Origin of the sequence: Aquirufa lenticrescens (assembly GCF_019916085.1) — a bacterium.
GTDB classification, from domain to species: domain Bacteria; phylum Bacteroidota; class Bacteroidia; order Cytophagales; family Spirosomataceae; genus Aquirufa; species Aquirufa lenticrescens.
The window spans coordinates 578,982-605,084 of the sequence record NZ_CP049834.1; the positions used below are offsets into that span (position 1 = coordinate 578,982).

A 26,103-nucleotide genomic window follows, 5' to 3' on the forward strand; every position below is an offset into this window, starting at 1 on the left:
TCTCTTTTCCTTTTCAAACCTCAAATATACGTGTTTTTTATTTCATGCGCGACGTATTCGGCGATTTTGCACGTATCAATTTCTTGGTATTTTTCGGTATTTAATTCCGCTAACAACACTTCTAAAACCCGTCTATGGTCGAATAATTTAGCCGGGTGAGGTTTGTGTGCCAAAGTTCGGTAGATCGAATCCCACCTCTTTGCAATGGTCAGCAGTTCTGGGTCGAAATAGGTTGCCATAAACCGTTCCCAAATATAGTCTTGTGCTTGCTCATTCGGATGTATCATATCAGCCTCATAAAAACGGTAATCGCGCAATTCATCCAGCATAATTTCGTAGGCTGGGAAATAGTGCACGTTCTCAAATTGTTTGGAAACGATGTCCGCCGCTACACGCAAGGTTGATTTAGAAACCTGGTTTTCCATCATTCCGTCTTTGGTGTGGCGAACAGGAGAGACGGTTAACACGACTTGAGTCGTAGATGGGAGATTATAGAGAAGAGAGCTGAAATTGGATACGATCTCATCTACCGTCGATAATCGTTTTTCGAAACGATCCGCCGGCATCTTGTGGCAATTAGCGACACTTTTATTTAGATGCTTGTCAAAATAACTAAATGACGTACCCCACGTGAGGATTAAAAAGTCTGACGAAGCGACAAATGTGGAGGCTTCATTAGCCACCGAACGAATTTCTTCTAGCAAGTCAGCCGAAGAAGTCGCTGTAAAAATGGAATGGTAATCGGGGTGCAAAAAATACCCACCGTGCTCATATAAATCCTCCGGTACCTCCCCTGATATAGCCCTAGTAATCGCGAATGGATGAAATAGGGTGCCCAAAGGCTGTGTCATTACCTCCAGTGGCAATTTACTCAAACGCGACCCCATCGAGGCGGCAAAACAAGAACCCATCGTCAGCACCCGGCTCCGATGGTTCATCGAAACGGATGCTGCTGGGATGGAGAAAGTTGTCGTAAGATTCATTATTTCAGGGAAGTCGCCCAGTTGTTCATTTTTGTTTCCAACACGTCTAATGGCATATTTCCATCCTTCAATAATTCGTCGTGGAAATCAGAAAGCTTGAATTTAGGGCCCAATTCTTTTGTTAAACGTTCGCGAATTTCGCGGATTTTCAAGGCTCCTATTTTATAACTTAATGCTTGGGCGGGAATGGCCATGTAGCGTTCGATTTCGGCAATTGTACCTTCTGCACTTAATGGCTCATTGTCCATCATGAATTTAATCGCTTCTTCACGAGTCATGTTTTTTGAGTGCATTCCAGCATCCACTACTAATCTTATCGCGCGGTGCATTTCATCACCTAGAGCGCCCATGTATTGATATGGATCCGTGTAAAGACCTAATTCCTTGCCTAAACTTTCAGTATACAATGCCCAGCCTTCTGCATAAGCAGAGTTGCCTCCAAATCGGCGGAACTTAGGTAAATCAGCGTTTTCTTGTTGTAAGCTGATTTGGTAATGGTGGCCAGGAATTGCTTCGTGCAAGAATAAGCTTTCCATTCCGGAAGTGGTATTGAATTTTTTAGCGTCCAAAATAGGTACATAGAATATACCTGGACGTGTTCCATCTTCTGATCCTTGGAAGTATTCAGCTGAGGCTGATGCGGCGCGGAAGGCTTCGGTTTGGCGAATTTCGAATGGCGTTTTAGGCACGCGACCAAACATCGTCTTTAACGACGGTTCCATCTTCTTATGAATGGCATGGAAAGCGGCTAAAACCTCTTCCGGAGTCTTATATGGGTAGAATTTCGGGTCAGTCTTCATGTGCGTGAAGAATTCCTCCAACGTGCCTTTGAAGCCCACTGCGTTCTTCGTTTTCTCCATTTCCGTGCGGATGCGTTTTACTTCGCTTAAGCCAGTTTGGTAGATTTCATCCGCCGGTTTGTCCGTGGTCGTTAAAACACGGATTAAGTATTGATAATAGGCTGCTCCATTTTTCAAGGCGCTAATCCCAGTACTTGTACGTGCTTTCGGTAAGTATTCATTTTGTAAAAACGCAGATAATCTAGCATAAGCTGGGAGAACTTCGTTTTGGATTGCCGCTGTGTATTCGGCAGTAAAACGCTTTTTGTCTGCTTCTGAGAATGACGCTGGGAATTGCTTTAATGGACCATAGAAAGTGGATTCCTTGATGTCCTTTACGGCGAATGCATTTAATTGAGGGATGATTTTAACTACCAAAGCTCGCGGCAATACATAATTCTCCTTCATTCCTCTACGGAAATAAACGATGGATGAATCTAAATAGGCTACGCCTTTTTTCATTCGCTTCGCCCAGTTTTCGTAATCCTTCACCGTCTTGAAAGGCTGAATTACTTGGCCTGAGCCTAATTGAGCAAAAGTTAGGTGGAAGCCATAGAATTGATTCAATGGAGTCAAATTATCTGGATAAGTCAATCCCTCCAAACCTAATTTGATGTCACGAGTCAATAAATCATAGGTGATTTGATCGTTCGCATTCAAATCTTCGCGATTTAATGCCGCTAAAGATTGCTGGTATTTTTCTAAAACGGATTTAACTAAAGCGCGGTGGCTATCCGTAAAATCGATGTTTAATTGATCATTGTAACGGTTATCTCCGTTTGCTGTCGCTGATCCGGGATTGAGTTTTAATTGCTCTTCATAATAATCGCCTACGATGGTGGCTAATTCGGAAGAGGGTTGGTCTGACTTTTTACAAGCGAAAAAGGTCATAAGAAGACCTAAGTAGAGGAGTTTTTTCATAGTGAATTTGCTGATTTTAGAGGCAATTTACGTAAATTGGTCTTTGCATTTATACCTAAGTTACGAATTTATACATTAAAGATTTACTATGTCAGGATTGGGAGCGGAGCGCGCACGATTACAATTACGAAACGACAATAAAGGTTGGAAGAAATGGGGTCCTTATTTGACAGAACGTCAGTGGGGAACCGTGAGAGAGGATTATTCAGCCCACGGAAATGCCTGGGGAACGATTACGCATGATATGGCCCGCTCGAAGGCCTATCGTTGGGGTGAAGAGGGAATCGGGGGTATTTCAGATAATAAACAACATGTTTGCTTTGCGTTTGCCTTTTGGAATCACCGAGATCATATTTTAAAAGAACGTTTTTTCGGGTTAACAGGAGCGGAATCGAATCACGGGGAGGACGTTAAAGAACTCTATTATTATCAGGATTCGACGCCTACACATTCCTACCAAAAAATGCTGTACAAGTATCCGCAGCAAACTTTTCCCTACCAGAAACTGATCGATGAGTCGCAGAAACGTAACCGGAAAGAGCCGGAGTACGAGCTTTTAGATACAGGGATTTTTGACAATAATGAATACTTCGATATCTCGATCGAATATGCCAAAGCGGACGAACAAGATATTTTGATTAAAGTAACCGTGGAAAACCTCTCGAAAGTGGCGGCGCCCATCACAGTTTTGCCTACCATTTGGTATCGCAATACCTGGTGCTGGGGTTACGAAAAATACAATTACAAACCACTTTTAACGGGTGTGGGGAATTCCTTTATCGAAGTAGATCACCGCGTGGTGGGCCGTTTTAAATTGTATGCAGAAGATGCGGATGAATTCCTTTTCTGCGACAATGAAACTAATTTTCAGCGCTTACATAACTCAGATAATCTGTCGCATTTTACCAAAGATGGGATTAACGAATATATCGTCAACAAGAATAAGCATGCGGTAAATCCGAACCATATCGGGACAAAAGCTTCTGTCAAATACACGGATAAAATTCCGGCAGGGGGTAAGAAAGTCTACCGCTTGCGCCTAAGCAATGTGACGCAGCGCGAACCATTTGCGGATTTTGACCAAATTTTTGAAGACCGAATCATTGATGCGGATCAATTCTATGCAGAATTGCAGAAGGGAATTGAAGACGATAATTTACGTTCTTTGCAGCGCCAGGCCTATGCCGGAATGTTGTGGACGAAGCAATGGTATTACTATAATGTATTCGAGTGGATTAAAGGTGATCCGTCCATGCCTAAGCCGGATCCGAGTCGAAAAAATGGCCGAAATAGCACTTGGAGGCACATGTACGCGGCGAATATTTTGTCTATGCCGGATAAATGGGAATACCCGTGGTTTGCGGCCTGGGATTTAGCGTTCCATACCTTGCCTTTGGCCAGATTAGATCCTGATTTTGCCAAAAGACAGCTAGCCGTTATCCTCCGCGAATATTACATGCATCCGAATGGTCAAATTCCGGCTTACGAATGGTCCTTCTCTGACGTTAATCCGCCGGTACATGCCTGGGCAACTTGGAAGGTCTACGAGATCGACAAGGAAATGAATGGCGGAAAAGGCGACGTGGTCTTCTTAGAGCGTATTTTCCATAAGTTATTATTGAACTTCACTTGGTGGGTGAACTTGAAAGATGAAGGAGGAAACAACATTTTTGGTGGTGGATTCTTAGGAATGGATAACATTGGGGTGTTCGATCGCTCCGCTCAATTACCGACCGGTGGACACCTTGAGCAAGCAGACGGAACGGGTTGGATGGCGATGTATAGCTTAAATATGCTGCGTATTGCCTGCGAAATCGCTCTAGAAAATCCGGTATACCAAGATATGGCCTCGAAGTTCTTCGAACACTTCTTGCACATTGCCGGGGCGATGCAGTCGATCGGTGGGGATAAATTAAATCTTTGGGATGAGGACGACCAATTCTATTATGACATGTTGCACAAAGAAGATGGTTCGGCTGAACTATTGAAGGTGCGCTCCATGGTAGGTTTGATTCCACTTTTTGCCGTGGAAACCTTGACATCTGAAATGCTGGAGAAACTACCAGCTTTCAAACGTCGCGTCGAATGGGTTTTAGCGAATCGTCCAGACTTAGCGAACTTGATTTCACGTTGGTACGAACCCGGAAAAGGGGAGACACGTTTGCTTTCGATTTTACGTGGTCACCGGATGAAGATGATTATGAAAAGGATGTTCGATGAGACCGAATTCTTATCTGATTTTGGCATTCGTTCTTTGTCTAAATACCATAAAGAGAACCCTTATAAATTCAATTACGAAGGAGGCACACTACAAGTCGATTATACGCCGGCAGAGTCAACGGGCGATATGTTTGGAGGGAATTCGAACTGGCGTGGACCTATTTGGTTCCCTATGAACTACTTGATTTTGGACTCCTTATCTAAATTCTCTGACTATTATGGGTCAGATTACGAGGTAGAATTCCCAACGAATTCGGGTGAAATGATGAATATTAAAGACGCTGCGCGTGGAGTTTCTGAGCGTTTGTTAGCGATGTTTGTACCCGGAAAAGACGGAAAAATACCGATGTACGGTGAATACGATAAGTTCAAAGATCCTCATTTTAAAGATTCACACCTCTTCTTCGAATACTTCGATGGAGATACGGGCAAAGGATTAGGCGCGAACCACCAAACCGGTTGGACGGGCTTGATCTCCGAAATAATCAGACAATTACATGGCAAAAACTAGTCCAGAAGAGAATTTTGCGGCCTTAGGCCTGACACTTCCACCAGCTCCTAAACCTTTAGGCGTATACAAGCCGGGTTTACATGTCGATCATTTTTACTATGTTTCAGGCCATGGCACGGTGCAGACGGATGGCTCTTTGATCATCGGTCGCATCGGAAAAGACTTGGATATAGAAGAGGGGAAACTAGCGGCGCGTCAGGTGGGTTTAGCGATTTTGGCCACCTTAAAAGCACAATTAGGATCTCTGAATCGCATTAAACGCGTCATTAAAGTCCTTGGAATGGTCAACGCGACGGAGGATTTCTTGCGTCACCCTTACGTCATCAACGGATGTAGCGAATTATTCGCCCAGGTGTGGGGGGAAGAAAATGGCATAGGTGTTCGTTCCGCAGTGGGAATGGGGACTTTGCCAGATAATATTCCGGTAGAAATCGAAGCAGTTTTTGAACTGAACGATTAAGCGGAAACCTCCAACATAGCTTTCAAAGCCTTGTAGGCAGGAACGCGCGTTGCTTCGGGTAAATTGATTTCAGGCAACTCGTAATACAAGGCGTTATACAATTTCTCCAGCGTATTCATCTTCATATATGGGCATTCGCTGCACGCGCAGGTATTTTGTTCGTTTGCCGGAGCAGGAATCAAGTGCTTGTGCGGAACGGATTGCTTCATCTTGTGTAAGATTCCTGCCTCTGTTGCCACGATGAAAGTGGAATTAGGCGATGTTTCTACGAATTTCAATAGTGCCGTCGTTGATCCTACATAGTCCGCTTCTTTCAAGATCACTTCCTTGCATTCCGGGTGCGCGATCAATAGCGCATCGGGGTATTCTTGCTTTAACACGGCTAATTTCTCTAATGAAATGTCGATGTGAACCATGCAAGCACCTTCCCAAAGAATCAATTCACGTCCCGTCTTGTGAGCGACATAGCGACCTAAGTTTGCGTCTGGAGCAAAGATGATTTCGCGATCAGCGGGAATCGATTCCACGATTTGCACCGCATTCGAAGAAGTACAAATGATGTCCGTCATCGCCTTGATATCGGCTGAACAGTTGATATAAGAAACCACGACTGCGTTTGGATGCTTCGCTTTCAATGCGGCAAATTCAGCCACTGGCACAGAATCCGCTAAGGAACAACCTGCGTTAAAATCCGGAACGACCACTTTTTTCGTGGGATTCAAGATTTTCGCTGTTTCACCCATGAAATGAACACCACAGAAGACGATTAAATCCGCCTCTGTTTTCTCAGCAGCCTGGGATAAACCTAAGCTGTCGCCTACGTAATCCGCTAGTTCTTGGATTTCACCATCTACGTAGTAGTGTGCCAAAATCACCGCATTTTTCTCCTTCTTTAAGCGTTGGATTTCGGTGATTAGTTCGACGCCTTTAGGGGTAGAACGGGCAATGTAGCCCACAGAGGTTGCTTCTTCTAGTAAATTCATTTCGCTTTTAGGCTTAAATCTAAACTCTTCACTTGGTGGGTTAAAGCCCCCACGGAAATATAATCGACTCCAGTTTCGCCATAGGCGCGGAGTGTTTTTTCATTGATACCGCCAGAAGCTTCTGTCGTGAAACGTCCGTTAATCTTGCGAATCGCATCACGGAGGCGATCAGGCGTAAAATTATCTAACATGATGCGCTTTACGCCGCCAATGGCAAGAACCTCGTCTAGTTCAGTCTCGTTTCTCACCTCGATCATCACATCTACCGGTTTGGCTAAGGTCTCATTATAGTTAAACGCTTTTTCCAAAGCTTGCTTAATTCCCCCCGCAAAGTCCACATGATTATCTTTAATCAAGATCATGTCAAATAAGCCGTAACGGTGATTTACCGCTCCACCTATCTGACAAGCCCATTTTTCTGCTAATCGGAAGTTAGGAGTTGTCTTTCTAGTATCTAATAATTTTGCTCTAGTTCCCTCAAGAATGTTTACCAAAGAACGTGTGTAAGTCGCAATCCCTGACATACGTTGCATGCAATTCAATACTAAACGCTCCGCTTTCAATATCGATTGGGAGGATCCACTGACCTCTAAAACTACTTGTCCTGGTTCGATCCAGGTTCCATCCGGAATGAATAACTTCACTTGTAATGCGGAATCTACCTCCTTGAAAATAGCGACAGAAAGTTCTACTCCAGCCAAAACTCCCCGGTCCTTTACTTTTAGTTCCGCAGTTCCTTTCGCATCCGCTGGGATCGTAGAAAGGGAGGTGTGATCGCCATCACCCACATCTTCCTTAAGGGCTGATTGGATGAAGGCTTGTACGTAAGAAGGGTCTTTGTAGTTGAACATGCGTCTATTTTACGCCCCAAAATTACGAAAATTACCCGGAGAATTGATTTCTAAGAAAAATATCCTATTTTTGCTACCTACAATGCAAAAGAAGGTTAAAATATCCCATCTCATCCTGTTTATCCCCGTGCTTTTTTGGCTCGTGGCTAAGCCTATCTCCCTGTTCGCAGTAGAGACAGGTGCAGTAAAGACGGAGAAGACTTCTAAGCAAACGATTGTTAAGGCCGAGCAGAATGTCTATCAATCTGCCACCAACTTACAACTCGATTTTCCACAAGATTGGAACTTTAGTAGCCCTACCGAAATCTTTGTTGCGCGCTCTATGCAAGCCATTAAATTGCCTGCATTCACTCATCGCACGCAATTCTTACGAATTTTATTTACCCAATTTATAGCCACTCTGGCGCCGTGAGAAGCCGTCGCTAGTCGACAGTGGGCAGTGGGCAGTAATCAGTAGCCAGTAGCCAGTAGACAGTAGTCAGTTCTGAGGCACCATTCACCACTCACCATTTACCATTCATTTACCATTTATAATTCACCATTAACAATTTAAGTTATGCGTTACAAAAGTGCCATTATTTGGCTGTCTACGATTATTTCAGCCTTATGTATTTTCTTCCTATCGTTTACGTGGAAGTCTAATCAATTAAAAGAACAAGCTATCAAGTATGCTACGACAGCAGATGGCAAAGTAGATGCGGCGAAGCGTTTACATTTCATTGATTCCCTTTGGAAACAACCCGTATATATCGGATATACGTTACAAGAAGTGACTCAGTATGCTTTGCAAAAAGGTCTTGACTTAGAAGGAGGTTTGCACGCGGTTTTAGAGGTTTCTCCAGCAGAAATCTTACGTGCACTTTCAGGTAAGTCAAACGATCCAGCATTCGAGAAAGCATTAGCAGCGGCAGGTGCAGCGCAAGCAACTTCGACGAAATCGTTTAACGAATTGTTCTACGATGAATTCGCGAAGGCGGCTCCTAACCAAACTTTAGCATCTGTATTCGCTAATTCAGTGAACCGCGGAAAAATCTCTTCTACTTCATCTGATTCACAAGTGAAGAAGGTGATTGATGCAGAAATCGACGGTGCAGTAGATCGCGTTTACAAAATTATTCAAGCGCGTATCGATAAATTCGGTGTAGCTAACCCGAACATCCAACGTCTTCCAGGTACGAACCGTATTCAGGTAGAATTACCAGGTGTGGAGAATCCAGAGCGTGCACGTAAATTATTATCAGGTGCAGCGAAATTAGAATTCGTAGAGTGTTATGAATTGAACGAATATGGTGCTGGCTTGAACGCTTTAGGCGCTTTATTAGACAGAGAAGCGAAGGCTCCAGTAGCAGCAGCTGCACCAGCGGCGGCTCCGGCTACGAAGGATACGGCGGCTAATGCTTTGGCAAACAAATTAGCAGCGGCTCCAGCATCGAAAGATTCAGGAAAAGCAAAAGCAGATACGTCTGCAGGTTCAGCTTTAACAAAATTATTCTTGCCTTTAGGAAACAACATCGGTGTATATGTAAAAGATACGGCTCGTGTGAACGCTTTGTTCGCTCGTGCTGAAGTAAAAGCGATGTTCCCTGCGAACTTAACGTTTGCTTGGGCAGCGAAAGGAATTCCAGCGAAGAATGGCGACGAAATCCTTTCATTAGAGGCTTTGAAAAAAGGTGAGGGTCAATCAGCTCCGTTAGAGGGTGATGTGATTACAGATGCAGCACAAGATTTTGATCAAGCAGGTCGTGCGGAAGTGACGATGGCGATGAACGGAACCGGTGCACGTATTTGGAAAAACTTAACAGGTGCAAACATTGGACGTCGTATCGCGATCGTTTTAGATGGTTATGTATATTCTGCACCAGTTATTAACGGTGAGATTCCAGGTGGTCGTTCTTCGATCTCAGGAAGCTTTACAGTAGAAGAGGCAAAAGATTTAGCGAACGTGTTGAAAGCAGGTAAATTACCTGCTCCTACACGTATTGTAGAAGATGCGTTTATTGGTCCATCTTTAGGGGCTGAGGCGATTAACCAAGGTTATATGTCTATGGGCTTAGGTCTATTATTAGTAATCGTGTTCATGATTGGTTACTATGGTACACCAGGTTGGATGGCAAACTTAGCCTTGTTCTTTAACGTCTTCTTTATCGCAGGTGTTTTAGTCCAAATCCAAGCAGCGTTAACCCTTCCAGGTATCGCAGGTATCGTGTTAACATTAGGTATGGCGGTCGATGCGAATGTATTGATTAACGAGCGTATCCGCGAGGAATTACACAAAGGAAAAGGCTTGTTAGATGCGATTAATGTAGGTTACGAGAAAGCATTAAGCGCGATTTTGGATGGTAACATCACGACAGTATTGATCGGTGTGATCTTGATTATCTTCGGTTCAGGTTCAGTTAAAGGTTTCGGGGTAACACTTTGTATCGGTCTGGTAACGTCTGTATTTACTGCGGTATATATTTCTCACATCTTAATTGATTGGATGGCAAAACGTGCAATCAAAGCAGGTAAGGAGAAAGAAATGACATTCGAAACATTCATCTCACGTGATCTTTTCAAAGGAATGAACTTTGACTTTATCGGGAAGCGTAAGTATTCATATTGGTTCTCTTGGTCATTAATCGTTATCGGAGCTATCGTGTTATTCATGCAAGGCGGTTTCAACTTAGGCGTGGATTTCAAAGGTGGTCGTTCGTACGTGGTTGAGTTTAATCAAGCAGTACCGACTGACAAAGTGAAGGAAGCTTTATCGGATGATTTCGGTGGAAAAGGAGTGGAAGTGAAAACGTTCAATGGTCCTACGAAATTAAAAGTTACGACGTCTTACTTAGTGGAAGATGAGTCGATTACGGCGAATAATACGGTTCGTACAGCGTTAGAAACGGGGTTGAAAGAATTCTCAGCTCAAGGTCCTAAGATTCAATCAGAGTCTAAAGTAGGAGCAACGGTTGCCGATGATATTTTGACACAATCATTCGTATCGATTTTCTATGCCTTGATTGCGATCTTTATCTATATCTTGATCCGTTTCCGTAAATGGCAATATTCATTAGGTGGTATTGTTGCCTTAGTTCACGATACCTTAGTGGTATTAGGTATGGTAGGTATCGTTCGTTTATTCGGTTTCGAATTAGAGGTAGATCAAGTATTTATCGCGGCGGTATTAACGGTGATTGGTTATTCGATTAACGATACCGTGGTAGTATTTGACCGTATCCGTGAGGAAATCGGTTTAGATGCTGATCTAGGAAACAAGGCGTTAATGATCAAAACGATCAACGAATCAATTAACCACACGATGTCTCGTACGGTTATGACTGCGACTACGGTATTCTTAGTAGTAACGGTGTTATTAATCTTCGGTGGTGACGTGTTAAGAGGTTTCTCTTTCGCGATGTTTATCGGGGTTGTGTTTGGTGCTTATTCATCTATCTTCGTAGCGGCGCCAATTGTGATTGACTTCGGAACTTCGAAGAAAGAAAAGAAATAGTTTGTTCTGCTGGTTGCTCGAGAGGGTGACCAGCATTTTTTTATTTCATCCTAAAAACTAGAATTATGAATAACAGTATTTGGAGAAAAAAACCAATGCACATGTTTGAGCAAGACATGCAAAAAAGCGAGCTCAAGCGTGTACTAGGAAAATGGAGTTTAACGGCTATCGGTATCGGTGCGATTATCGGTGGTGGTGTTTTCGTTTTAACAGGTACAGCCGCTCACTATCACGCGGGTCCTGCTTTAGCTATCTCATTTGTTATCGCTGGTATTGGCTGTATTTTTGCAGCTCTTTGCTATGCAGAATTTGCGGCGATGTTACCTGTAGAAGGTAGCGCTTATGCGTATGCTTACGGAACGGTAGGTGAATTATTTGCTTGGATTATTGGTTGGGGATTGATCCTCGAATATGCGATGGGTGCCATGACGGTCGCCGTGAGTTGGTCCGGATACTTTAATAAGCTCCTCCATCTCTTTGGTCTACATTTACCAGCAAATTTAACGAATGACCCGGTGACTTTTGGTGGAGCTGCGGTGAATTTGCCAGCACTAGTGATTGTGTGGTTTGTGACTTGGATATTAGTCAAAGGGATTAAAGAAGCAGCTAGCGCAAACAACTTAATCGTTGTCTTGAAAGTGGCAGTAATTCTATTTGTAATCATTATGGGGGCTTTCTACATCGATGTAGCGAACTGGACTCCATTTATCCCAGAAGAGACTTTAGTGAAACACGAAAGTGGCGAGATGCTTCCAGCTTATGGCTGGGGTGGTATTATCTCGGGTGCATCAGCCATCTTCTTTGCGTATATCGGTTTTGATGCCGTATCTACGCAAGCAGGGGAGGCGATTAATCCGAAGAAAGATATGCCTTTCGCGATCATCGCGTCTTTATTGATTTGTACCGTATTATATATCGCGGTTTCGTTAGTATTAACAGGTATGATCAATTACAATGACATTACGGGTGATGCGTTAAAAGCACCAGTTGCCTTTGCTTTTGATAAAGCGGGACAACCTTGGGCGGTATTTATTATTACTGCAGCGGCAACAGCTGGATTGTTATCGGTAATGCTAGTGATGATGTTAGGTCAAACACGTGTGTTCTTAGGCATGGCGAAAGACGGTTTATTGCCAAAATTCTTCGCAGAAGTTCACCCTACCTTTAAAACACCTTACAAGTCAACGATTTTAGTAGGTGCAGTAGTTTCCGTGGTAGCTGGTTTCACTCCAATTTCTTTATTGGGTGATATGACTAGTTTCGGTACTTTATTTGCCTTCACTATGGTATGTTTAGCGGTATGGATTCTTCGTTTTAGAGATCCAAACCGTGACCGTCCATTCAAAGTGTCAGGCTTAAATATCATTGCTCCATTAGGTATCTTAGTGAACACCTTCTTAATCTTGAACTTAGGCCGTACAGCGCAGATATTTGCGTTAGCTTGGTTATTGTTCGGATTAGTGGTGTACTTCTTATATGGTAGACCAAAGTCTCACTTGAATACGAGAGAGTAATTCTAATATTACTTTTAGGAGAGCCGGGGCGAAAGCCCCGGCTTTTTTTTGCCCTTTTAATTCCCCCATTTTTGGCGTATTTTTGCACCTTGATTTTTTAATAAAGAACGAATGAGTCAGATTGTAACTGAAATTGCGAAACGCAGAACCTTTGGGATTATTTCTCACCCCGATGCTGGTAAAACCACATTGACGGAGAAATTGCTTCTCTTTGGGGGAGCAATCCAAACAGCTGGTGCCGTAAAATCGAACAAGATTAAGAAAGGCGCTACGTCTGACTTTATGGAGATCGAGCGTCAGCGTGGGATCTCGGTCGCGACATCCGTGATGACCTTCGAGTACAATCAATTAAAAATCAATATCCTGGATACACCGGGTCACAAGGACTTTGCAGAAGACACCTACCGTACCTTAACGGCGGTGGATTCGGTGATTTTGGTGATCGACTGTGTGAAGGGGGTAGAGGAGCAAACGGAGCGTCTAATGGAGGTTTGCCGCATGCGCAAGACTCCCGTGATCATCTTCATTAATAAGATGGACCGAGAAGGCCAAAACCCGTTTGATCTTTTGGACGAATTAGAACAAAAATTAGGCATCTCGGTGCGCCCATTAACTTGGCCGATTAATATGGGCCAAAACTTCAAAGGCGTATATAACCTCATGGAAAAATCGCTGAATTTGTTTTCAGCGAATAAGACCAAAATTGAAAAAGAAGTCGTTGCTGTGGACATCGACTCTGCTGAATTAGATACCCGCGTGGGAGAACGTGACGCGAATCAATTGCGCGAAGATGTCGAGCTGATCGACGGCGTTTACGAACCCTTTGACCGCAACGATTATTTGTCTGGTGATATCGCCCCTGTTTTTTTTGGCTCTGCTGTGAATAACTTCGGCGTTCAAGAACTTTTAGATACGTTTACCCGCATCGCACCTTCTACGCAAGCGCGTGGAACGGATGTACGTACGGTGGAACCAGAGGAAAAGAAATTCACTGGATTTATCTTCAAAATCCACGCAAACTTAGACCCGAAACACCGCGACAGAATCGCTTTCTTACGCATCTGTTCCGGTACTTTCAAACGCAACACTTTTTACCAACACATTCGCTTAAAGAAGAACGTTCGTTTCGCGAACCCCTACAACTTTATGGCCCAAGATAAAGAGGTCATCGAAGAAGGTTTTCCAGGCGACGTAGTAGGTCTTTATGATACAGGTAACTTCAAAATCGGTGATACACTCACCGAAGGCGAAGTATTGAACTACCAAGGCATTCCCTCTTTCTCTCCAGAAATCTTTAAGGAGTTAATTAACCTTGATCCGATGAAGGCCAAACAGCTCGAAAAAGGGATCGACCAATTAACAGACGAAGGGGTAGCCCAATTATTCTTGCAACCCCAATTAGGAAATCGCAAAATCGTAGGAACGGTAGGTGAACTTCAATACGAAGTAATCCAATACCGTCTTGAGCACGAATACGGCGCGAAGTGTCGCTTCGACGGCATGTCCGTGACCAAAGCCTGCTGGATCACTTCAGAAGATCCTAAAAAGCTTCAAGAATTCGTTCGCTTAAAGGGCCAAAACATCGCCCAAGATAAAGACGGCAACTACGTCTTCTTAGCCGAATCAGATTGGATTCTGCGTATGAACCAGACGAACAATCCGGAGATTGAATTCCACTTTACGAGTGAGTTTAAGTTAGCATAAAAAAAGGCCTCTAAACAGAGGCCTTTTTTTATGCTAATAGAGTAGAGATAGTAGAGAGTATAGATAATAGTTCTCTATCTCTTCTCTCTAATCTATAATCTCTTATCTACACCAAACCTAAATCCCCCTGAATCACCCCCACCTTCTTCTGCAATTCTGCATACACGGTAAAGAAGTCTGCCGCAGAAGATAAAGGAGCGTTTACAGAAACATAGAACTTAATTTTAGGCTCGGTTCCTGATGGACGCGCGGATACCTTCGATCCGTCAGCCAGGATTAATTGAATCACGTTGGAAGCCTCGATGCCTAAACCTACTTTGATAGGCGTTTTTTCGCCCGTTAATAAGTCGGTAGAAACTAATCCCTCATAATCTAAAACGCGAACTGGTTTCGAACCTGCTACGGTAGCTGGGACGTTCGAGCGCAAGTTGATCATCATTTGTTTGATCTCCTCGGCGCCGGCTTTTCCTTTTTTGGTCAATGAAATTAGACCCTCGTAGTAGAAATTGTTTTCTACGTACATTTCGGCTAGGAAGTCGAAGAGCGATTTGCCTTGATCTTTCGCGTAAGCCGTTAGTTCTGCGATCATCGCGCAAGAGGCCACCGCGTCCTTATCGCGCACTGCATCGCCAATTAAATAGCCGTAAGACTCTTCTCCTCCGCCTAGGAACTTTTCTTTTCCTTCTAGTTCGCGGATTACTTGGGCGATGTATTTGAAGCCCGTTAAGGTGTTATAGCAAGGCACGCCTTTAGAAGCGCACATTTTGTCGATCAAATCGGTCGTTACGATGGTTTTCGCGGCGAACTCGTTGCCCTTTAAATCCGATACTTTTAATAAGTAGTACAGGATTAGGCTGGCCATTTGATTCCCGTTTAACAGGGCCCATTCGCCGTCTGGGCTTTTCACAGCGGCTCCCACGCGGTCTGCGTCGGGGTCTGTGGCGATGACGAGGTCGGCATCGATTTCTTTGGCCTTATTTAATGCCAAAGTTAAGGCTTCCTTCTCCTCCGGATTCGGGTAAATCACCGTAGGGAAATTTCCGTTTGGAATGGCTTGCTCTTCTACAATCGTCACTGCTTCGAATCCTAAGAGGGCCAAAGCAGGCGGTACTAAGGTAATCCCCGTTCCGTGAATAGGGGAGAAGACGATTTTAAGGTCCTTTTGGCGCTTAATCACTTCCGGCTGGCGGCAGTTAACTAAAATAGTTTGTAAGTATGCCTCGTCGATAGCTCCATCTAACAGGTGCAACAAGGCATCGTTTCCTTCGAATTTAATGTCCGCAATACTCGTGATGGCGTTTACCTCTTTCACGATGTTCTTGTCGTGTGGAGCAACTACCTGAGATCCATCAGACCAATAGGCCTTGTAGCCGTTGTATTCTTTTGGGTTGTGCGACGCCGTGATTACTAATCCTGCTTGGCAGCCTAAATGGCGCACCGTGAAAGAAAGTTGTGGCGTAGGACGCAAAGCTGGGAATAGGTAGACTTCGATGCCGTTTGCGGTAAATATGTCCGCTGCGATACGCGTGAATTCAGGTGAATTGTTGCGGGAATCGTGCGCGATGGCAACTTTGATTTTTTGGCCTGGAAATGAGGCATTCAAGTAGTTTGCAAAGCCTTGTGTGGCAGCGCCTACTGTGTATTTGTTCATGCGATTCGAGCCTACACCCATCTCGCCGCGCATTCCACCCGTCCCAAATTCCAGGGATTTATAAAACGAGTCCGTCAACGTCGTCTGGTCGCCTTTCGCGATTAAGTCTTGGATAGTTGCCTTGGTTTCAGCGTCGTATGGGCCTGAAAGCCATTGGTCAATCGTTTGTTGCGTGGTCGAATCTAAAGTCATATTATGCGGAAATTGTGCCAGTGAACACTTGTTTCGCTGGGCCGATCAAGAAAATATTGGTAAATCCGGTAATGGCATCGCCGTCGAAATTGACCGCTAATTCACCACCTAGGGTTTTGATTTTAATAGGAGTTTGTACGTTTTTAAACGTTTTGGCCACTAAAGCCGCTGCCGTTACACCCGTACCACATGAATACGTTTCGTCTTCCACGCCGCGTTCATAGGTGCGAACAAAGAGGGTTTGGTCATCTAATTTTTCAACGAAGTTTGCATTCGTGCCATTAATAGGCTGATATGCCTCGGAATAGCGGATCGCTGCGCCGGTGTTTTTGACGTCATAAAACTGCACCTGATTCGTAAAACGCACGAAATGAGGCGATCCCGTATTCGTAAAATAGTCATCATTGTGCTGCTCAATACCCGGAACATCCATCATTTGCAAGGAGATGGTTTCAGGGTTAATATAGGCCCAATGCGGACCATCTACCGCGATAAAGTGTGCTTTCTCTGTCACGATGCCTAAATCCGCCGCAAAGCGAACTAAACAGCGCCCGCCATTTCCACACATCGTTCCTTCGGTTCCATCGGAATTATAATACACCATTCGGAAATCATAGCCCTCAGCCTCTTGCAAAAGCATAAAGCCATCAGCCCCTATCCCAAAACGGCGGTGGCATAGCAATGCAATCGCCTCTTGATTCAGGCCAAAAGTCTTTGCGCGGTCATCGACCACTACAAAATCATTTCCAGTTCCTTGGTATTTGTAAAAATGCATAGGGCAATTTAAGAAATTTGGCTCAAATATCGCTCCTTAATTATCCTAAGGTGGTGTTTTTCATGACCAGCAATCATCCAGGCCAAAGCTCGTGCACTAATCGACTTCCCATTCGCCTGTCCCATTTGGTTCCAATGCTTGGTTGAAAAGGAACGCAAAAGTAAGGTGGTCGCTTCTCTCGTTGCTTTGTATTGCGCGATGATATCTGCCGCGTCCTGTGTTTCGTATTCCGATGCCGCCTGGTATTCGTTTTCGTCAAATCCGGGTAAGGCCGTTTTTTCTCCTCTGGAAATAGATAAAACGCGGTACGAAAAGATGCGCTCCGAATCGATGATATGCCCTAATAAGCCTTTTAGGCTCCACTTTCCTGCCTCATAAGCATATTCTGCTTGGCCTTTCTGCAACTTTTCAAAAATGTGTAAAATTTCAGCAGACTGATTTTTCAATACTTCAAATAAATTTTCTTCCGCCTCAAAGTTCAGATATTCAGCGAAATACGGCGCATTCGGGTATTCGTAGCTAGCAGGTAAATGCATATTTTCTTATTTTTTTACCCAAAGGTATTGTTTCAAAGGAGAATTTCCCTAATTTTGTGCCACCAATTACAAGACGGTCCGGTAGTTCAGTTGGTTAGAATACATGCCTGTCACGCATGGGGTCGCGGGTTCGAGTCCCGTCCGGACCGCCAACTTTAATTTAAGTCTCTGATTTTCAGGGACTTTTTTTATGCCCGGTGCTAAATGGGGTGCGACAAAAGGGATTTCAACAAAATCACTAGAAGTATAAAATAATGTAGAAGTTAATAGATTTGATAACTCTATCAAACCTATCACCACTAACACAAACAAACATCATTTGATTAACATAGAGCTAATTTGATACCCTTGTTTGGAACTGCCAAAGATCGAACTTCATTTAAAATAAAACGATGTAAATCATAACTCTAATTTACGTCAATGGTATGATGTTTAGGCTGCAAGAATATTTTCATCTTGACCCCAATGAAAATAGAATTATTGAAAGATCACCGAAAGACCTAATGTATCTTATCTCGATATTAGGTATGTTTCATAATTGAATGCTGGAATTTGAGAATGAAGGTAGTTATAAGATAGTTTATTTAATATAGTATAAACTATTTACCCACTCGATTTAACAATTGCTGTGAATATGGTTTCCTAATTTGAATTTCTCATTAAACTGTAGTTATCAAAGCAGAATCCCTTATTGGAGAATGTAAAATGAGGTATTAAGAATTAATTCAATGACCTAAACTCATTGGGCGTTTGACCCACGCGTTGTTTGAACAGGCGCGTGAAATGTTGTGGATATTTGAAGCCCATTTCAAACGCAATTTCATTGATCGTTTTATCCGATTCGAATACGCGGTTTTTCGCCACGTCGATGGTCTTGTTTTGGATGTAATCCTTCGCCGTTAAACCGGTTTCTTTTTTGATTAAATCCCCAAAATAATTGGCCGATAAATGCAGCTCATTCGCGAAATAACTAACGGATGGAATGCCGTAAACTTGCGCCTGATCGGATTCAAAATAGTTGTTCAATAAGGTTTCAAAGCGTTCTAAAATGCCCTTGTTCACATGTTCCCGCGTGATGAATTGACGGTCGTAGAACCTTTGGCAATAACCCAAAAACAATTCGATAGTAGAAACAATTAATTTCTTGCTATGCTTGTCAATGGGTTGTTTAAGTTCATAAGCGATTTTAGCGAAAGAATCGACCATCATTTGGCGCTCATCGTCTGATAAGTGTAATGCCTCGTGAGTTTCGTAATGGAAGAATTTGAATTGTGAAATACTTTTGGCCAGGCTAGTTCCGATTAATAAGTCAGGATGAAAAACTAAACCGAAGCCCATTGGTTGATAAGGAATTTTCGTATTCTCGATTTCCACGACTTGGCCAGGTGCAAAAAAGACTAATGTTCCCGCTTGGTAGTCATAGGTATGTTTACCATAACGTAGATCACCACAATTTACATCCTTTAGTAAGATGCTATAAAGGCCATATTGAAGTCTAATAGTATCAGCATCGCCCCAATTACGCAGGTCTGCTTTGGAAAAATCAACAACAGACACTAACGGATGTAACGTTTTATGATTATTATCTGCATTGTATTTATCAATACTATTGACTGGGTAGTTCAGTTCCATGGGCCGTAAGATTTGAAAACGAATTTACCACTTATCGAATAGATGCAAATGGCCTAAATTCTAAATAAGTAAAAATGGTAGAAAATCCCGGAATTTATCTACTTGGTTGTGCGAAGGAAGTTTGAAATTTGTAGCTTAAACAATAAATCTATGAAATCATTCGCATTATTCTTGAGTATTATGCTCTTGACACTCAAAAGCGCTTTCGCGCAAACAAATTCGGACGAAACGATCAAACAATTATCGAAAGATAAGTGGCAGTGGATGGCCAACAAAGATGCCGATAAGTTGGCGGATTTGTTTGATGAAAAGTGCGAGTTTGTGCACATGGGAGGAACTTGGGGGAAAGCGCGCGAAGTTGATATCATCAAAGCCGGTTTTATTTGGTATAAACAAGCAGAGGTCTATTCTACTAATGTGAAATTCTACCGGAATACCGCCATTTTATTAAGCGATATCGATTTAGTCGCGCAGGTAGGTGGCAACGTGGTTACGAATCCATTTATGGTAACTGAAGTATATGTATTGGATAATAATACATGGAAAATGGCCCAATTAACATTTTCTCATTTATCTCGACCGGTTAAATTAAAACAATAAAACACATGAAAAAGTTAGTATTTTTATTGAGCATCTTGCTCGTTTCTATTTCATCTTCCTTTGCGCAGACTGCTGCAGAAAAAGAATTGATCCAATTGTCGATGGACAAGTGGCAATGGATGTCAGACAAGGACGTCGATAAACTAGAAAAACTGTTCGATGCTAAAGCCAAATTCGTTCACATGAGCGGAACATGGAAGAAAGACGAAGAATTGGACATCATTAAAACGGGGCGCATTTGGTATAAAAAAGCGACAGTGAAAGATACCGCGATAGAGATTGTAGGGAATACAGCGATCGTTTGGAATCGCATTACATTAGATGCTATCGTCCGGGAACAAGTGGCGGTTACGGAGTTTACGGTGACCGAAGTCTACCAGAAGCAAGAGAACGATTGGAAGATGCTCGCATTGACATTTAGTAGCGTGCGTGATACGCACCAGATTAAACACTAAGATTAATTGAATATCTTTACCACAAACCTGCTAATTCACCACGACTATGATCAAGAAATATTCCGTTAAGATTAACAAGAAAGTCCACCAGGTAGAGGCGGATGAAAATATGCCCCTTTTGTGGGTGCTACGTGACATCCTAGGCATGGAAGGTACGAAATACGGTTGTGGTGTCGGCTCTTGCGGCGCTTGCACAGTACACTTAAATGGCGACGCTGTTCGCTCCTGCCAATTGCCCATTTCAGCTTTAGCGGGTATGGAAATTACCACTATCGAAGGTTTGTCAGCGAAAGGCGATCACCCCGTTCAAAAAGCGTGGGTGGATGTGGACGTCGCGCAATGCGGTTATTGTCAGTCTGGCCAAATCATGAGCGCCGCGGCTCTCTTGAAAAACACACCTAATCCAACGGAAGAAGATATTGAAAACTTCATGACGGGCAATATTTGCCGTTGTGGAACCTATACGCGTATCAAAAAAGCCATTCAACAAGCCGCTTCGAAATGATGAAAAAGACAGACTCAACTTACAGCAGACGCTCGTTCTTGAAAGTAACGTCGCTCTCCGGGGGAGGCATGATGTTAGGTATTTCTTGGTTCGCAAGTGCGAAACCAGAAGACAGCTTAGCGGAATTAAATATCGAACCCGTATGGCAAGAGGTGACTAGTTTCATCAAAATTGCGACAGATAATTCGATCAAAATATTCTCTCCTAATCCGGAGTTTGGCCAAAACGTGATGACCTCCTTACCGATGTTAATCGCAGAGGAATTAGATGTGGATTGGAAACAAGTGGAGGTGGAACAAGGGAATTACGATCCCAAAGCTTTCCCGCGTCAGTTTACCGGCGGGAGTCAAGGCATTCGCATGGCTTGGAAGCAATTAAGGACGGTGGGTTCGGCAGCGCGTCAGATGATTTTGACGGCGGCAAGCCAGGCTTGGAATTTACCTGTTTCGGAATTGACCACGGCGAACGGAATGATCACGCACGCGTTCAGTGGGAAGTCAGAAACCTACGGGACTTTTGCGGCGGCAGCTGCGAAATTACCGGTCCCGAAAGATATCGTCTTGAAAGGAAATCAATCGTTCCGCTTAATTGGTACCCCACAAAAAAATGTGGTTGCACCTAAAATTGCACAAGGAAAACCCTTGTTCGGGATGGACTACCGCGAGGCGGGGATGTTAATTGCGATGACCGAACGTCCTCCGGCTTTTGGTATGCGATTAAAATCCTTCGATGCAACCTCAGCGAAGAAGATGCCGGGAATCGTGGATATTTTCCCGATCAAAGTCTTTAATGATGATCACAAATTTGCCGGTTTTGATACGCGTTCATTCAATGAGGTGATTGCCGTCGTGGGCAAGTCTACTTGGGATGTGATGAACGCACGTAAGAAAATCAAAGCCGTGTGGGAAGTGGCGCCAGAAAGAAAGGAGATGGGCGTGAATAACCGCGAAACGACGGTGCCATCCGGACTAGAAAGTACGACAAAACATTATGCTCAAATGCTTGAAATGAGCAAAAAGCCAGGTGTCGTCGAGCGAAAAGACGGGGATCCAGAAAAGGCTTTTGCGGAGGCGAAACACGTGATTGAGCGAACTTATACCGCACCGTTTTTGGCACATAATATCATGGAACCTACGAACACGTTTGCACATTATGTGGGCGATAAAGTTAGGTTTGTTGCACCTATCCAAATCCCAGATTGGATTATGCCCTCTATCGTGGCTCGTTTAGGTATCCCAAAAGAAAATATATCGATTGAATTAGTACGGATGGGCGGCGGTTTCGGTCGTCGTGCGTATGGCCACTATATGATCGAGGCGGCCTTGATTTCTAAGCAAGCGAATGCACCCGTTAAATTAATTTACTCGCGGGAGGATGATGTGAGTGCGGGTATTTACCGTCCGTCCTACCAGTTGACCTACCGCGCAGCTTTCGATGAAAACAAGAAGCTGATTGCTTTTCATGCCAAAGGTGGAGGCGTTCCTGAATCCCCTTTACATGCGAATCGTTTTCCGGCAGGAGCGATTGATAATTACCTAGCGGAGAGTTTTGTGATTCCATCGAACATTACGATCGGCGCTTTCCGTGCCCCTCGTTCGAATTTTAACGCCGCGGCGGAACAGTCGTTCTTGGATGAGATTTCAGAGTACATGGGCAAGGATCCGATTGCGTTCCGTTTGGAATTATTGCAGCGGGCTAAAGATAACCCGGTAGGCAAAACCAACGATTACGACGCGAGCCGCTACATGGGTGTGTTGGAATTAGTGCGCGAAAAATCGGGCTGGGGAAAACCGGAAAACGCAGGTAAAAAGCGCGGGGTTTCGGCGTATTTCTGCCACAATTCCTATGCGGCACAGGTTATCGATTTACAGGTAAAAGGCGACCAAGTGACGGTTGACCAAGTAACGACAGCTTTGGATTGCGGTGTGGTCGTGAATCCGGAAGGAGCGAAAAACATGGCCGAGGGTGCGGCGATTGACGGGATTGGAAATGCCTTGTTTGGTCAGTTAACTTTAACAGACGGTCGCACCGATCAACGCAATTTTGACACCTACCGCATGATTCGTCACAATGAGGCACCGAAGAAAATCGATGTGCATTTTGTGAAGAATGAGATTGACCCGACGGGATTAGGCGAGCCGCCGTTCCCACCGATTTTTGGTGCGATGGCGAATGCACTTTATAAGGCGACGGGGAAACGTTTTTACCAACAACCTTTTCAGCCACATTTAAATGGTTAGATGATATATGAAAAATGTCGTTATTATAATTCATTTGGTGATTTCAATTTTAGTATCATTTCAAACTACCGCTCAAAGTTCAGAAAAACCTTTGCAAGGTAATTGGTCAAAAGGTCCCTCTGAAAGGTTCTTTGGCGATGTTTGGGTAGAATATTTCATTAACGATTCGGAAAGTGACTTCCTTGCTTCTAGGGTTTTATTTGAACCTAAAGCTCGAAGCAATTGGCATAAACATACTGGCAAACAAATTATTTTTGGAGTGGATGGAGAAGGATATTTTAAAGAAAAGGGTAAGCCAATGATTCAACTAAAAAAGGGGGATTTAGTAGAAATTCTTCCTGGTGTCATTCATTCTCATGGTTCTTTAAATAAACAATTTATTCAAGGTGTCATGATGAATGGTATTTCAAAAAAAGAATCTACTGTGTGGCTGAATCCTGTTATAGAGGAAGAGTTGTACGAAAAATAATGGTTGAACATATCACTTATTAAGAGGAGCAGTAATCAAAAAGAGGTAATAAACTTCTTACAATTAAAAGGGTGATTAATTCTTTTAAAACCTAATCAACCAGAATGGACTTATATTTTTTGGAAGTATAGGGGTGGTGCTAAAACCGAAGCAGAACGACCTGATTTGATACAATTTCGATACAATTAGATTATCCAATATAATACCTGTACTATTATATTTTGACGTTTTTGTCCGTTTTGAGTTCAGTCAGATTTGTTTCATTCCCACCGTCCGGACCGCCAACTAAGAAAAAAGCTTCAAAGAAATTTGAGGCTTTTTTGTTTTTAGCCTAGTGCTATATTACCAACAGCCCCATCTCTCTTAACTCCTTTACTGTTTCACTATCCCAGAAGTTTTCGAAATCACCTAAAGCTGCCTTTGAAAATGACGCTTCGAATTCAGCAAAGGTTCCTGTTTTTTCTGAGCCTAAAGTGAATTTTGGCAATGTTTCCATAAGCCAGCCACCAAGTTTTCCTGAGACCTCTAATTCCACCTCTTCTTTCCCTAAGCTGAACAAAAGGTATTTTTTAGTCCTTGTAGATTCAGGTCCCAGCCAAACAATTTTAGCATTGGGCTTAGGCATTTTTTCAGCCGAAGGAGCTAAAATCCTTTTAATGTAGTTTTTGGGTATTTGTGTTCGGGGAATTTTGAATTCAAACCATTCTTGCAACGGCATGTCTAAGCCGATTCCATGCATATAATTGAACAAGGATTTCTTTAGGCCTTCGCTAAATTGGGCGTGATCTGTACCAATAGGATCGGCATGCTCTAAATCGTTATTAGCGAAGGTACCTGGTTCAGGATTCAGGATTTGAATTTGGTAAGCATCTGGATTAAGGCCAACAGGACTATGCGCGGTTAACGCAAATTGATGCCAAAATCCCGAATGCATCACCCCATTTTCCACCAGCTGTCGTACCACTTCCAGGGAATCCACTGTCTCTTGCGCGGTTTGGGTGGGGAATCCATACATCAAATAGGCGTGTACTAAAATGCCGGCTTGTGTAAAATTATCCGCTACTTGGGCCACCTGCGCGACAGAAACACCTTTATCAATTAAATCCAACAAACGATCAGAGGCCACTTCTAAACCACCAGAAACGGCGATACATCCCGATCGAACGAGTAATTGGCATAAATCTTTGGTAAAACTCTTCTCAAAACGAATATTCGTCCACCAAACAACTGTTAGGTCTCTTCGGATAATTTCTAATGCTACATCGCGCATTAAAGCTGGCGGAGCGGCTTCATCCACAAAATGAAAACCATTGTTTCCCGTTTGCTGAATCATCGCCTCGATGCGGTCGACTAACATTGGTGCCGTGGTGGCCTCGTAATCTTTAATGTACGACAAAGAGATGTCGCAGAACGTACATTTGCCCCAATAACATCCGTGTGCCAGGGTCAATTTATTCCATCTGCCATCGCTCCATAAGCGGTGCATCGGATTCGCGATCTCGATGACGGATAGGTATTTGTCCAGAGGTAAATCGGTGTAATCTGGAATACCCACATCTTTCTGCTTGACGTCCGAATCCTTAGACCCATTCAGGTAGGTGACAGTTCCATCAATACAACAAAAAGTGCGTTTCAGCTCTTTTAAATCACGTGTACCTTTTAAATATTCCAAAAGATTCATCAAAGGTGTTTCCCCATCATCTAGCGTGATAAAGTCCACGAATTCAAACACGCGCGGCTCTTGTAAGGAACGTAATTCCGTATTCGCATACCCGCCGCCAAAGGCGACTTTGATTTCTGGATGGTGTTTTTTAATCCACTGTCCACAGCGCAAAGCGCTATATAAATTACCTGGGAATGGCGCGGTGATGGCGACTAGATCGGGTTTTTCTTGCTGGATTTTGGCCTCCAACATTTTCACTAACAACTCATCAATATAGGTCAGCGGGGCGTTCAACGCTTGGTTTAACTCTTGAAAACTCGAAGCTGATCTGCCTAACCTCTCCGCATAACGACTAAACCCAAAATGCGGATCCACCGCATCAATAATTAAATCAGAAATATCTTCTAAATAAAGCGTCGCTAAATGCCTCGCTTTATCCCGCACACCCATACTCCCAAAGGCCCATTCTAAATCACTTACTTGCTGAAAACGAGACGCTTCTGGCAAATAATTTTGCTCTGCTATGACGTGCGCAAGGGTGGGGTTTTTATCGTGTAAAAAAGAAATAACCGGGTCAATGGTGCGAATGTAGGACTGTTTCAATCGAAGCATACGCTGACCATTTTCATTCAATTTTTTGCCTGAATTTTCAATGTGCGCAAATAAATTCTTAAGCCCATTGGCGGAAAAAAGCTGAAGAATGACTTCCAGCCCTAAGTCAGCCTGATAAGCGGCAATACCTTTGGTATTCAAAAACCCTTTCAAATAAGCCGTCGCTGGGTAGGGCGTATTTAACTGGGTAAAAGGAGGGGTAATGAAAAATACCTTGGGGTCTTTTGTGCTCATGCGCATCAAAAGTACCAAAAAAAACAGGCCATCTATTGATAGCCTGCTTTCTTTTTTTCTCTC

The 26,103-nt window shown here is 43.5% G+C and carries 20 protein-coding genes and 1 tRNA gene; 12 read left to right on the forward strand and 9 right to left on the reverse strand.

What is annotated here, in order from left to right; all coding sequences use genetic code 11:
- Positions 1 to 20: 20 nt before the first annotated feature.
- Together G9X62_RS02705 and G9X62_RS02710 are read right to left on the reverse strand one after the other, a co-directional pair.
- Positions 21 to 983: a GSCFA domain-containing protein gene (locus tag G9X62_RS02705; protein ID WP_223131275.1), complete on the reverse strand. Its 963-nt coding sequence runs from the start codon at positions 981 to 983 to the stop codon at positions 21 to 23.
- Positions 983 to 2,743 (reverse strand): DUF885 domain-containing protein, encoded by a 1,761-nt coding sequence (locus G9X62_RS02710; RefSeq protein ID WP_223131276.1) that lies wholly within the window; start codon positions 2,741 to 2,743, stop codon positions 983 to 985. Before G9X62_RS02710 ends, G9X62_RS02705 begins: the two co-directional genes overlap by 1 nt.
- Before the next feature lie 88 nt (positions 2,744 to 2,831).
- On the opposite strand from G9X62_RS02710, the gene G9X62_RS02715 reads away from it, so the two are divergent.
- Entirely contained in the window at positions 2,832 to 5,474 is a 2,643-nt protein-coding gene (locus G9X62_RS02715; RefSeq protein WP_223131277.1) for an MGH1-like glycoside hydrolase domain-containing protein, read from the forward strand.
- Complete coding sequence (locus G9X62_RS02720) at positions 5,461 to 5,934, forward strand: RidA family protein (protein WP_223131278.1); 474 nt, start codon at positions 5,461 to 5,463, stop codon at positions 5,932 to 5,934. The genes G9X62_RS02715 and G9X62_RS02720 overlap by 14 nt, the downstream gene beginning before the upstream one ends.
- Here the strand turns inward: G9X62_RS02720 and nadA are convergent.
- Together nadA and nadC are read right to left on the reverse strand one after the other, a co-directional pair.
- Positions 5,931 to 6,917, reverse strand: coding sequence for a quinolinate synthase NadA (nadA, locus tag G9X62_RS02725; RefSeq protein ID WP_223131279.1), 987 nt, complete (start codon positions 6,915 to 6,917; stop codon positions 5,931 to 5,933). The two genes, G9X62_RS02720 and nadA, sit on opposite strands and share 4 nt — an antisense overlap.
- The gene (nadC, locus tag G9X62_RS02730) at positions 6,914 to 7,768 is read right to left on the reverse strand and encodes a carboxylating nicotinate-nucleotide diphosphorylase (protein WP_223131280.1); all 855 of its coding nucleotides are present in this window, start codon (positions 7,766 to 7,768) and stop codon (positions 6,914 to 6,916) included. Before nadC ends, nadA begins: the two co-directional genes overlap by 4 nt.
- Between nadC and G9X62_RS02735 the strand changes: the two genes are divergently transcribed.
- The 4 genes from G9X62_RS02735 (at position 7,767) to G9X62_RS02750 (ending at position 14,476) form a co-directional block, all read left to right on the forward strand.
- Positions 7,767 to 8,180 (forward strand): hypothetical protein, encoded by a 414-nt coding sequence (locus tag G9X62_RS02735; protein WP_223131281.1) that lies wholly within the window; start codon positions 7,767 to 7,769, stop codon positions 8,178 to 8,180. The genes nadC and G9X62_RS02735 overlap by 2 nt on opposite strands.
- Before the next feature lie 144 nt (positions 8,181 to 8,324).
- Positions 8,325 to 11,258 carry a protein translocase subunit SecDF gene (gene secDF / locus G9X62_RS02740; RefSeq protein WP_223131282.1) on the forward strand — a complete coding sequence of 978 codons (2,934 nt, stop codon included), beginning with the start codon at positions 8,325 to 8,327 and terminating at the stop codon, positions 11,256 to 11,258.
- 65 nt (positions 11,259 to 11,323) lie between these two features.
- Entirely contained in the window at positions 11,324 to 12,772 is a 1,449-nt protein-coding gene (locus G9X62_RS02745) for an amino acid permease (RefSeq protein WP_223131283.1), read from the forward strand.
- Between the two features lie 111 nt (positions 12,773 to 12,883).
- On the forward strand, positions 12,884 to 14,476 hold the full coding sequence (locus G9X62_RS02750; RefSeq protein WP_130895092.1) for a peptide chain release factor 3: 1,593 nt from the start codon (positions 12,884 to 12,886) through the stop codon (positions 14,474 to 14,476).
- Between the two features lie 106 nt (positions 14,477 to 14,582).
- On the opposite strand, the gene G9X62_RS02755 is transcribed toward G9X62_RS02750, so the two are convergent.
- From G9X62_RS02755 to G9X62_RS02765, 3 genes are read right to left on the reverse strand one after another with little or no spacing between them, the layout of a single operon-like run.
- Positions 14,583 to 16,319, reverse strand: a complete 1,737-nt coding sequence (locus G9X62_RS02755) for a phospho-sugar mutase (protein WP_223131284.1) — start codon at positions 16,317 to 16,319, stop codon at positions 14,583 to 14,585.
- A gap of 1 nt (position 16,320) precedes the next feature.
- A complete protein-coding gene (gene dapF / locus G9X62_RS02760) occupies positions 16,321 to 17,094 on the reverse strand; it encodes a diaminopimelate epimerase (RefSeq protein ID WP_223131285.1) in 774 nt (257 codons plus the stop codon).
- An 8-nt stretch (positions 17,095 to 17,102) separates the two neighbouring features.
- Complete coding sequence (locus G9X62_RS02765) at positions 17,103 to 17,630, reverse strand: DinB family protein (protein WP_223131286.1); 528 nt, start codon at positions 17,628 to 17,630, stop codon at positions 17,103 to 17,105.
- 75 nt (positions 17,631 to 17,705) lie between these two features.
- Here G9X62_RS02765 and G9X62_RS02770 point away from each other — a divergent pair.
- Positions 17,706 to 17,782: transfer RNA gene (locus G9X62_RS02770), tRNA-Asp, on the forward strand.
- A gap of 568 nt (positions 17,783 to 18,350) precedes the next feature.
- Here the strand turns inward: G9X62_RS02770 and G9X62_RS02775 are convergent.
- Complete coding sequence (locus tag G9X62_RS02775) at positions 18,351 to 19,262, reverse strand: helix-turn-helix domain-containing protein (RefSeq protein ID WP_223131287.1); 912 nt, start codon at positions 19,260 to 19,262, stop codon at positions 18,351 to 18,353.
- Between the two features lie 150 nt (positions 19,263 to 19,412).
- On the opposite strand from G9X62_RS02775, the gene G9X62_RS02780 reads away from it, so the two are divergent.
- The 5 genes from G9X62_RS02780 to G9X62_RS02800 are packed head-to-tail and all read left to right on the forward strand — an operon-like array spanning position 19,413 to position 23,531.
- Entirely contained in the window at positions 19,413 to 19,862 is a 450-nt protein-coding gene (locus G9X62_RS02780) for a nuclear transport factor 2 family protein (RefSeq protein ID WP_223131288.1), read from the forward strand.
- A 5-nt stretch (positions 19,863 to 19,867) separates the two neighbouring features.
- Positions 19,868 to 20,317: a nuclear transport factor 2 family protein gene (locus tag G9X62_RS02785; RefSeq protein ID WP_223131289.1), complete on the forward strand. Its 450-nt coding sequence runs from the start codon at positions 19,868 to 19,870 to the stop codon at positions 20,315 to 20,317.
- Between the two features lie 49 nt (positions 20,318 to 20,366).
- A complete protein-coding gene (locus tag G9X62_RS02790) occupies positions 20,367 to 20,822 on the forward strand; it encodes a (2Fe-2S)-binding protein (RefSeq protein WP_315857635.1) in 456 nt (151 codons plus the stop codon).
- Positions 20,822 to 23,062: a xanthine dehydrogenase family protein molybdopterin-binding subunit gene (locus G9X62_RS02795; protein ID WP_223131291.1), complete on the forward strand. Its 2,241-nt coding sequence runs from the start codon at positions 20,822 to 20,824 to the stop codon at positions 23,060 to 23,062. The genes G9X62_RS02790 and G9X62_RS02795 overlap by 1 nt, the downstream gene beginning before the upstream one ends.
- Positions 23,063 to 23,069: 7 nt before the next feature.
- On the forward strand, positions 23,070 to 23,531 hold the full coding sequence (locus tag G9X62_RS02800) for a cupin domain-containing protein (protein ID WP_223131292.1): 462 nt from the start codon (positions 23,070 to 23,072) through the stop codon (positions 23,529 to 23,531).
- A gap of 337 nt (positions 23,532 to 23,868) precedes the next feature.
- Here G9X62_RS02800 and G9X62_RS02805 read toward each other — a convergent pair whose 3' ends face one another.
- Positions 23,869 to 26,046 carry a B12-binding domain-containing radical SAM protein gene (locus G9X62_RS02805; protein WP_223131293.1) on the reverse strand — a complete coding sequence of 726 codons (2,178 nt, stop codon included), beginning with the start codon at positions 26,044 to 26,046 and terminating at the stop codon, positions 23,869 to 23,871.
- Positions 26,047 to 26,103: the final 57 nt, after the last annotated feature.

Excerpts from the sequence above, each read along its gene's own strand:
- G9X62_RS02805 (WP_223131293.1), bottom strand. The coding sequence starts at position 26,046 with ATGCGCATGAGCACAAAAGACCCCAAGGTATTTTTCATTACCCCTCCT.
- G9X62_RS02710 (WP_223131276.1), bottom strand. The coding sequence starts at position 2,743 with ATGAAAAAACTCCTCTACTTAGGTCTTCTTATGACCTTTTTCGCTTGT.
- secDF (WP_223131282.1), top strand. The coding sequence starts at position 8,325 with ATGCGTTACAAAAGTGCCATTATTTGGCTGTCTACGATTATTTCAGCC.
- G9X62_RS02775 (WP_223131287.1), bottom strand. The coding sequence starts at position 19,262 with ATGGAACTGAACTACCCAGTCAATAGTATTGATAAATACAATGCAGAT.
- G9X62_RS02735 (WP_223131281.1), top strand. The coding sequence starts at position 7,767 with ATGCGTCTATTTTACGCCCCAAAATTACGAAAATTACCCGGAGAATTG.
- G9X62_RS02705 (WP_223131275.1), bottom strand. The coding sequence starts at position 983 with ATGAATCTTACGACAACTTTCTCCATCCCAGCAGCATCCGTTTCGATG.
- G9X62_RS02720 (WP_223131278.1), top strand. The coding sequence starts at position 5,461 with ATGGCAAAAACTAGTCCAGAAGAGAATTTTGCGGCCTTAGGCCTGACA.
- G9X62_RS02755 (WP_223131284.1), bottom strand. The coding sequence starts at position 16,319 with ATGACTTTAGATTCGACCACGCAACAAACGATTGACCAATGGCTTTCA.
- dapF (WP_223131285.1), bottom strand. The coding sequence starts at position 17,094 with ATGCATTTTTACAAATACCAAGGAACTGGAAATGATTTTGTAGTGGTC.
- G9X62_RS02800 (WP_223131292.1), top strand. The coding sequence starts at position 23,070 with ATGAAAAATGTCGTTATTATAATTCATTTGGTGATTTCAATTTTAGTA.
- G9X62_RS02785 (WP_223131289.1), top strand. The coding sequence starts at position 19,868 with ATGAAAAAGTTAGTATTTTTATTGAGCATCTTGCTCGTTTCTATTTCA.
- G9X62_RS02715 (WP_223131277.1), top strand. The coding sequence starts at position 2,832 with ATGTCAGGATTGGGAGCGGAGCGCGCACGATTACAATTACGAAACGAC.
- G9X62_RS02765 (WP_223131286.1), bottom strand. The coding sequence starts at position 17,630 with ATGCATTTACCTGCTAGCTACGAATACCCGAATGCGCCGTATTTCGCT.
- G9X62_RS02745 (WP_223131283.1), top strand. The coding sequence starts at position 11,324 with ATGAATAACAGTATTTGGAGAAAAAAACCAATGCACATGTTTGAGCAA.
- G9X62_RS02795 (WP_223131291.1), top strand. The coding sequence starts at position 20,822 with ATGAAAAAGACAGACTCAACTTACAGCAGACGCTCGTTCTTGAAAGTA.
- nadC (WP_223131280.1), bottom strand. The coding sequence starts at position 7,768 with ATGTTCAACTACAAAGACCCTTCTTACGTACAAGCCTTCATCCAATCA.
- G9X62_RS02780 (WP_223131288.1), top strand. The coding sequence starts at position 19,413 with ATGAAATCATTCGCATTATTCTTGAGTATTATGCTCTTGACACTCAAA.
- nadA (WP_223131279.1), bottom strand. The coding sequence starts at position 6,917 with ATGAATTTACTAGAAGAAGCAACCTCTGTGGGCTACATTGCCCGTTCT.
- G9X62_RS02750 (WP_130895092.1), top strand. The coding sequence starts at position 12,884 with ATGAGTCAGATTGTAACTGAAATTGCGAAACGCAGAACCTTTGGGATT.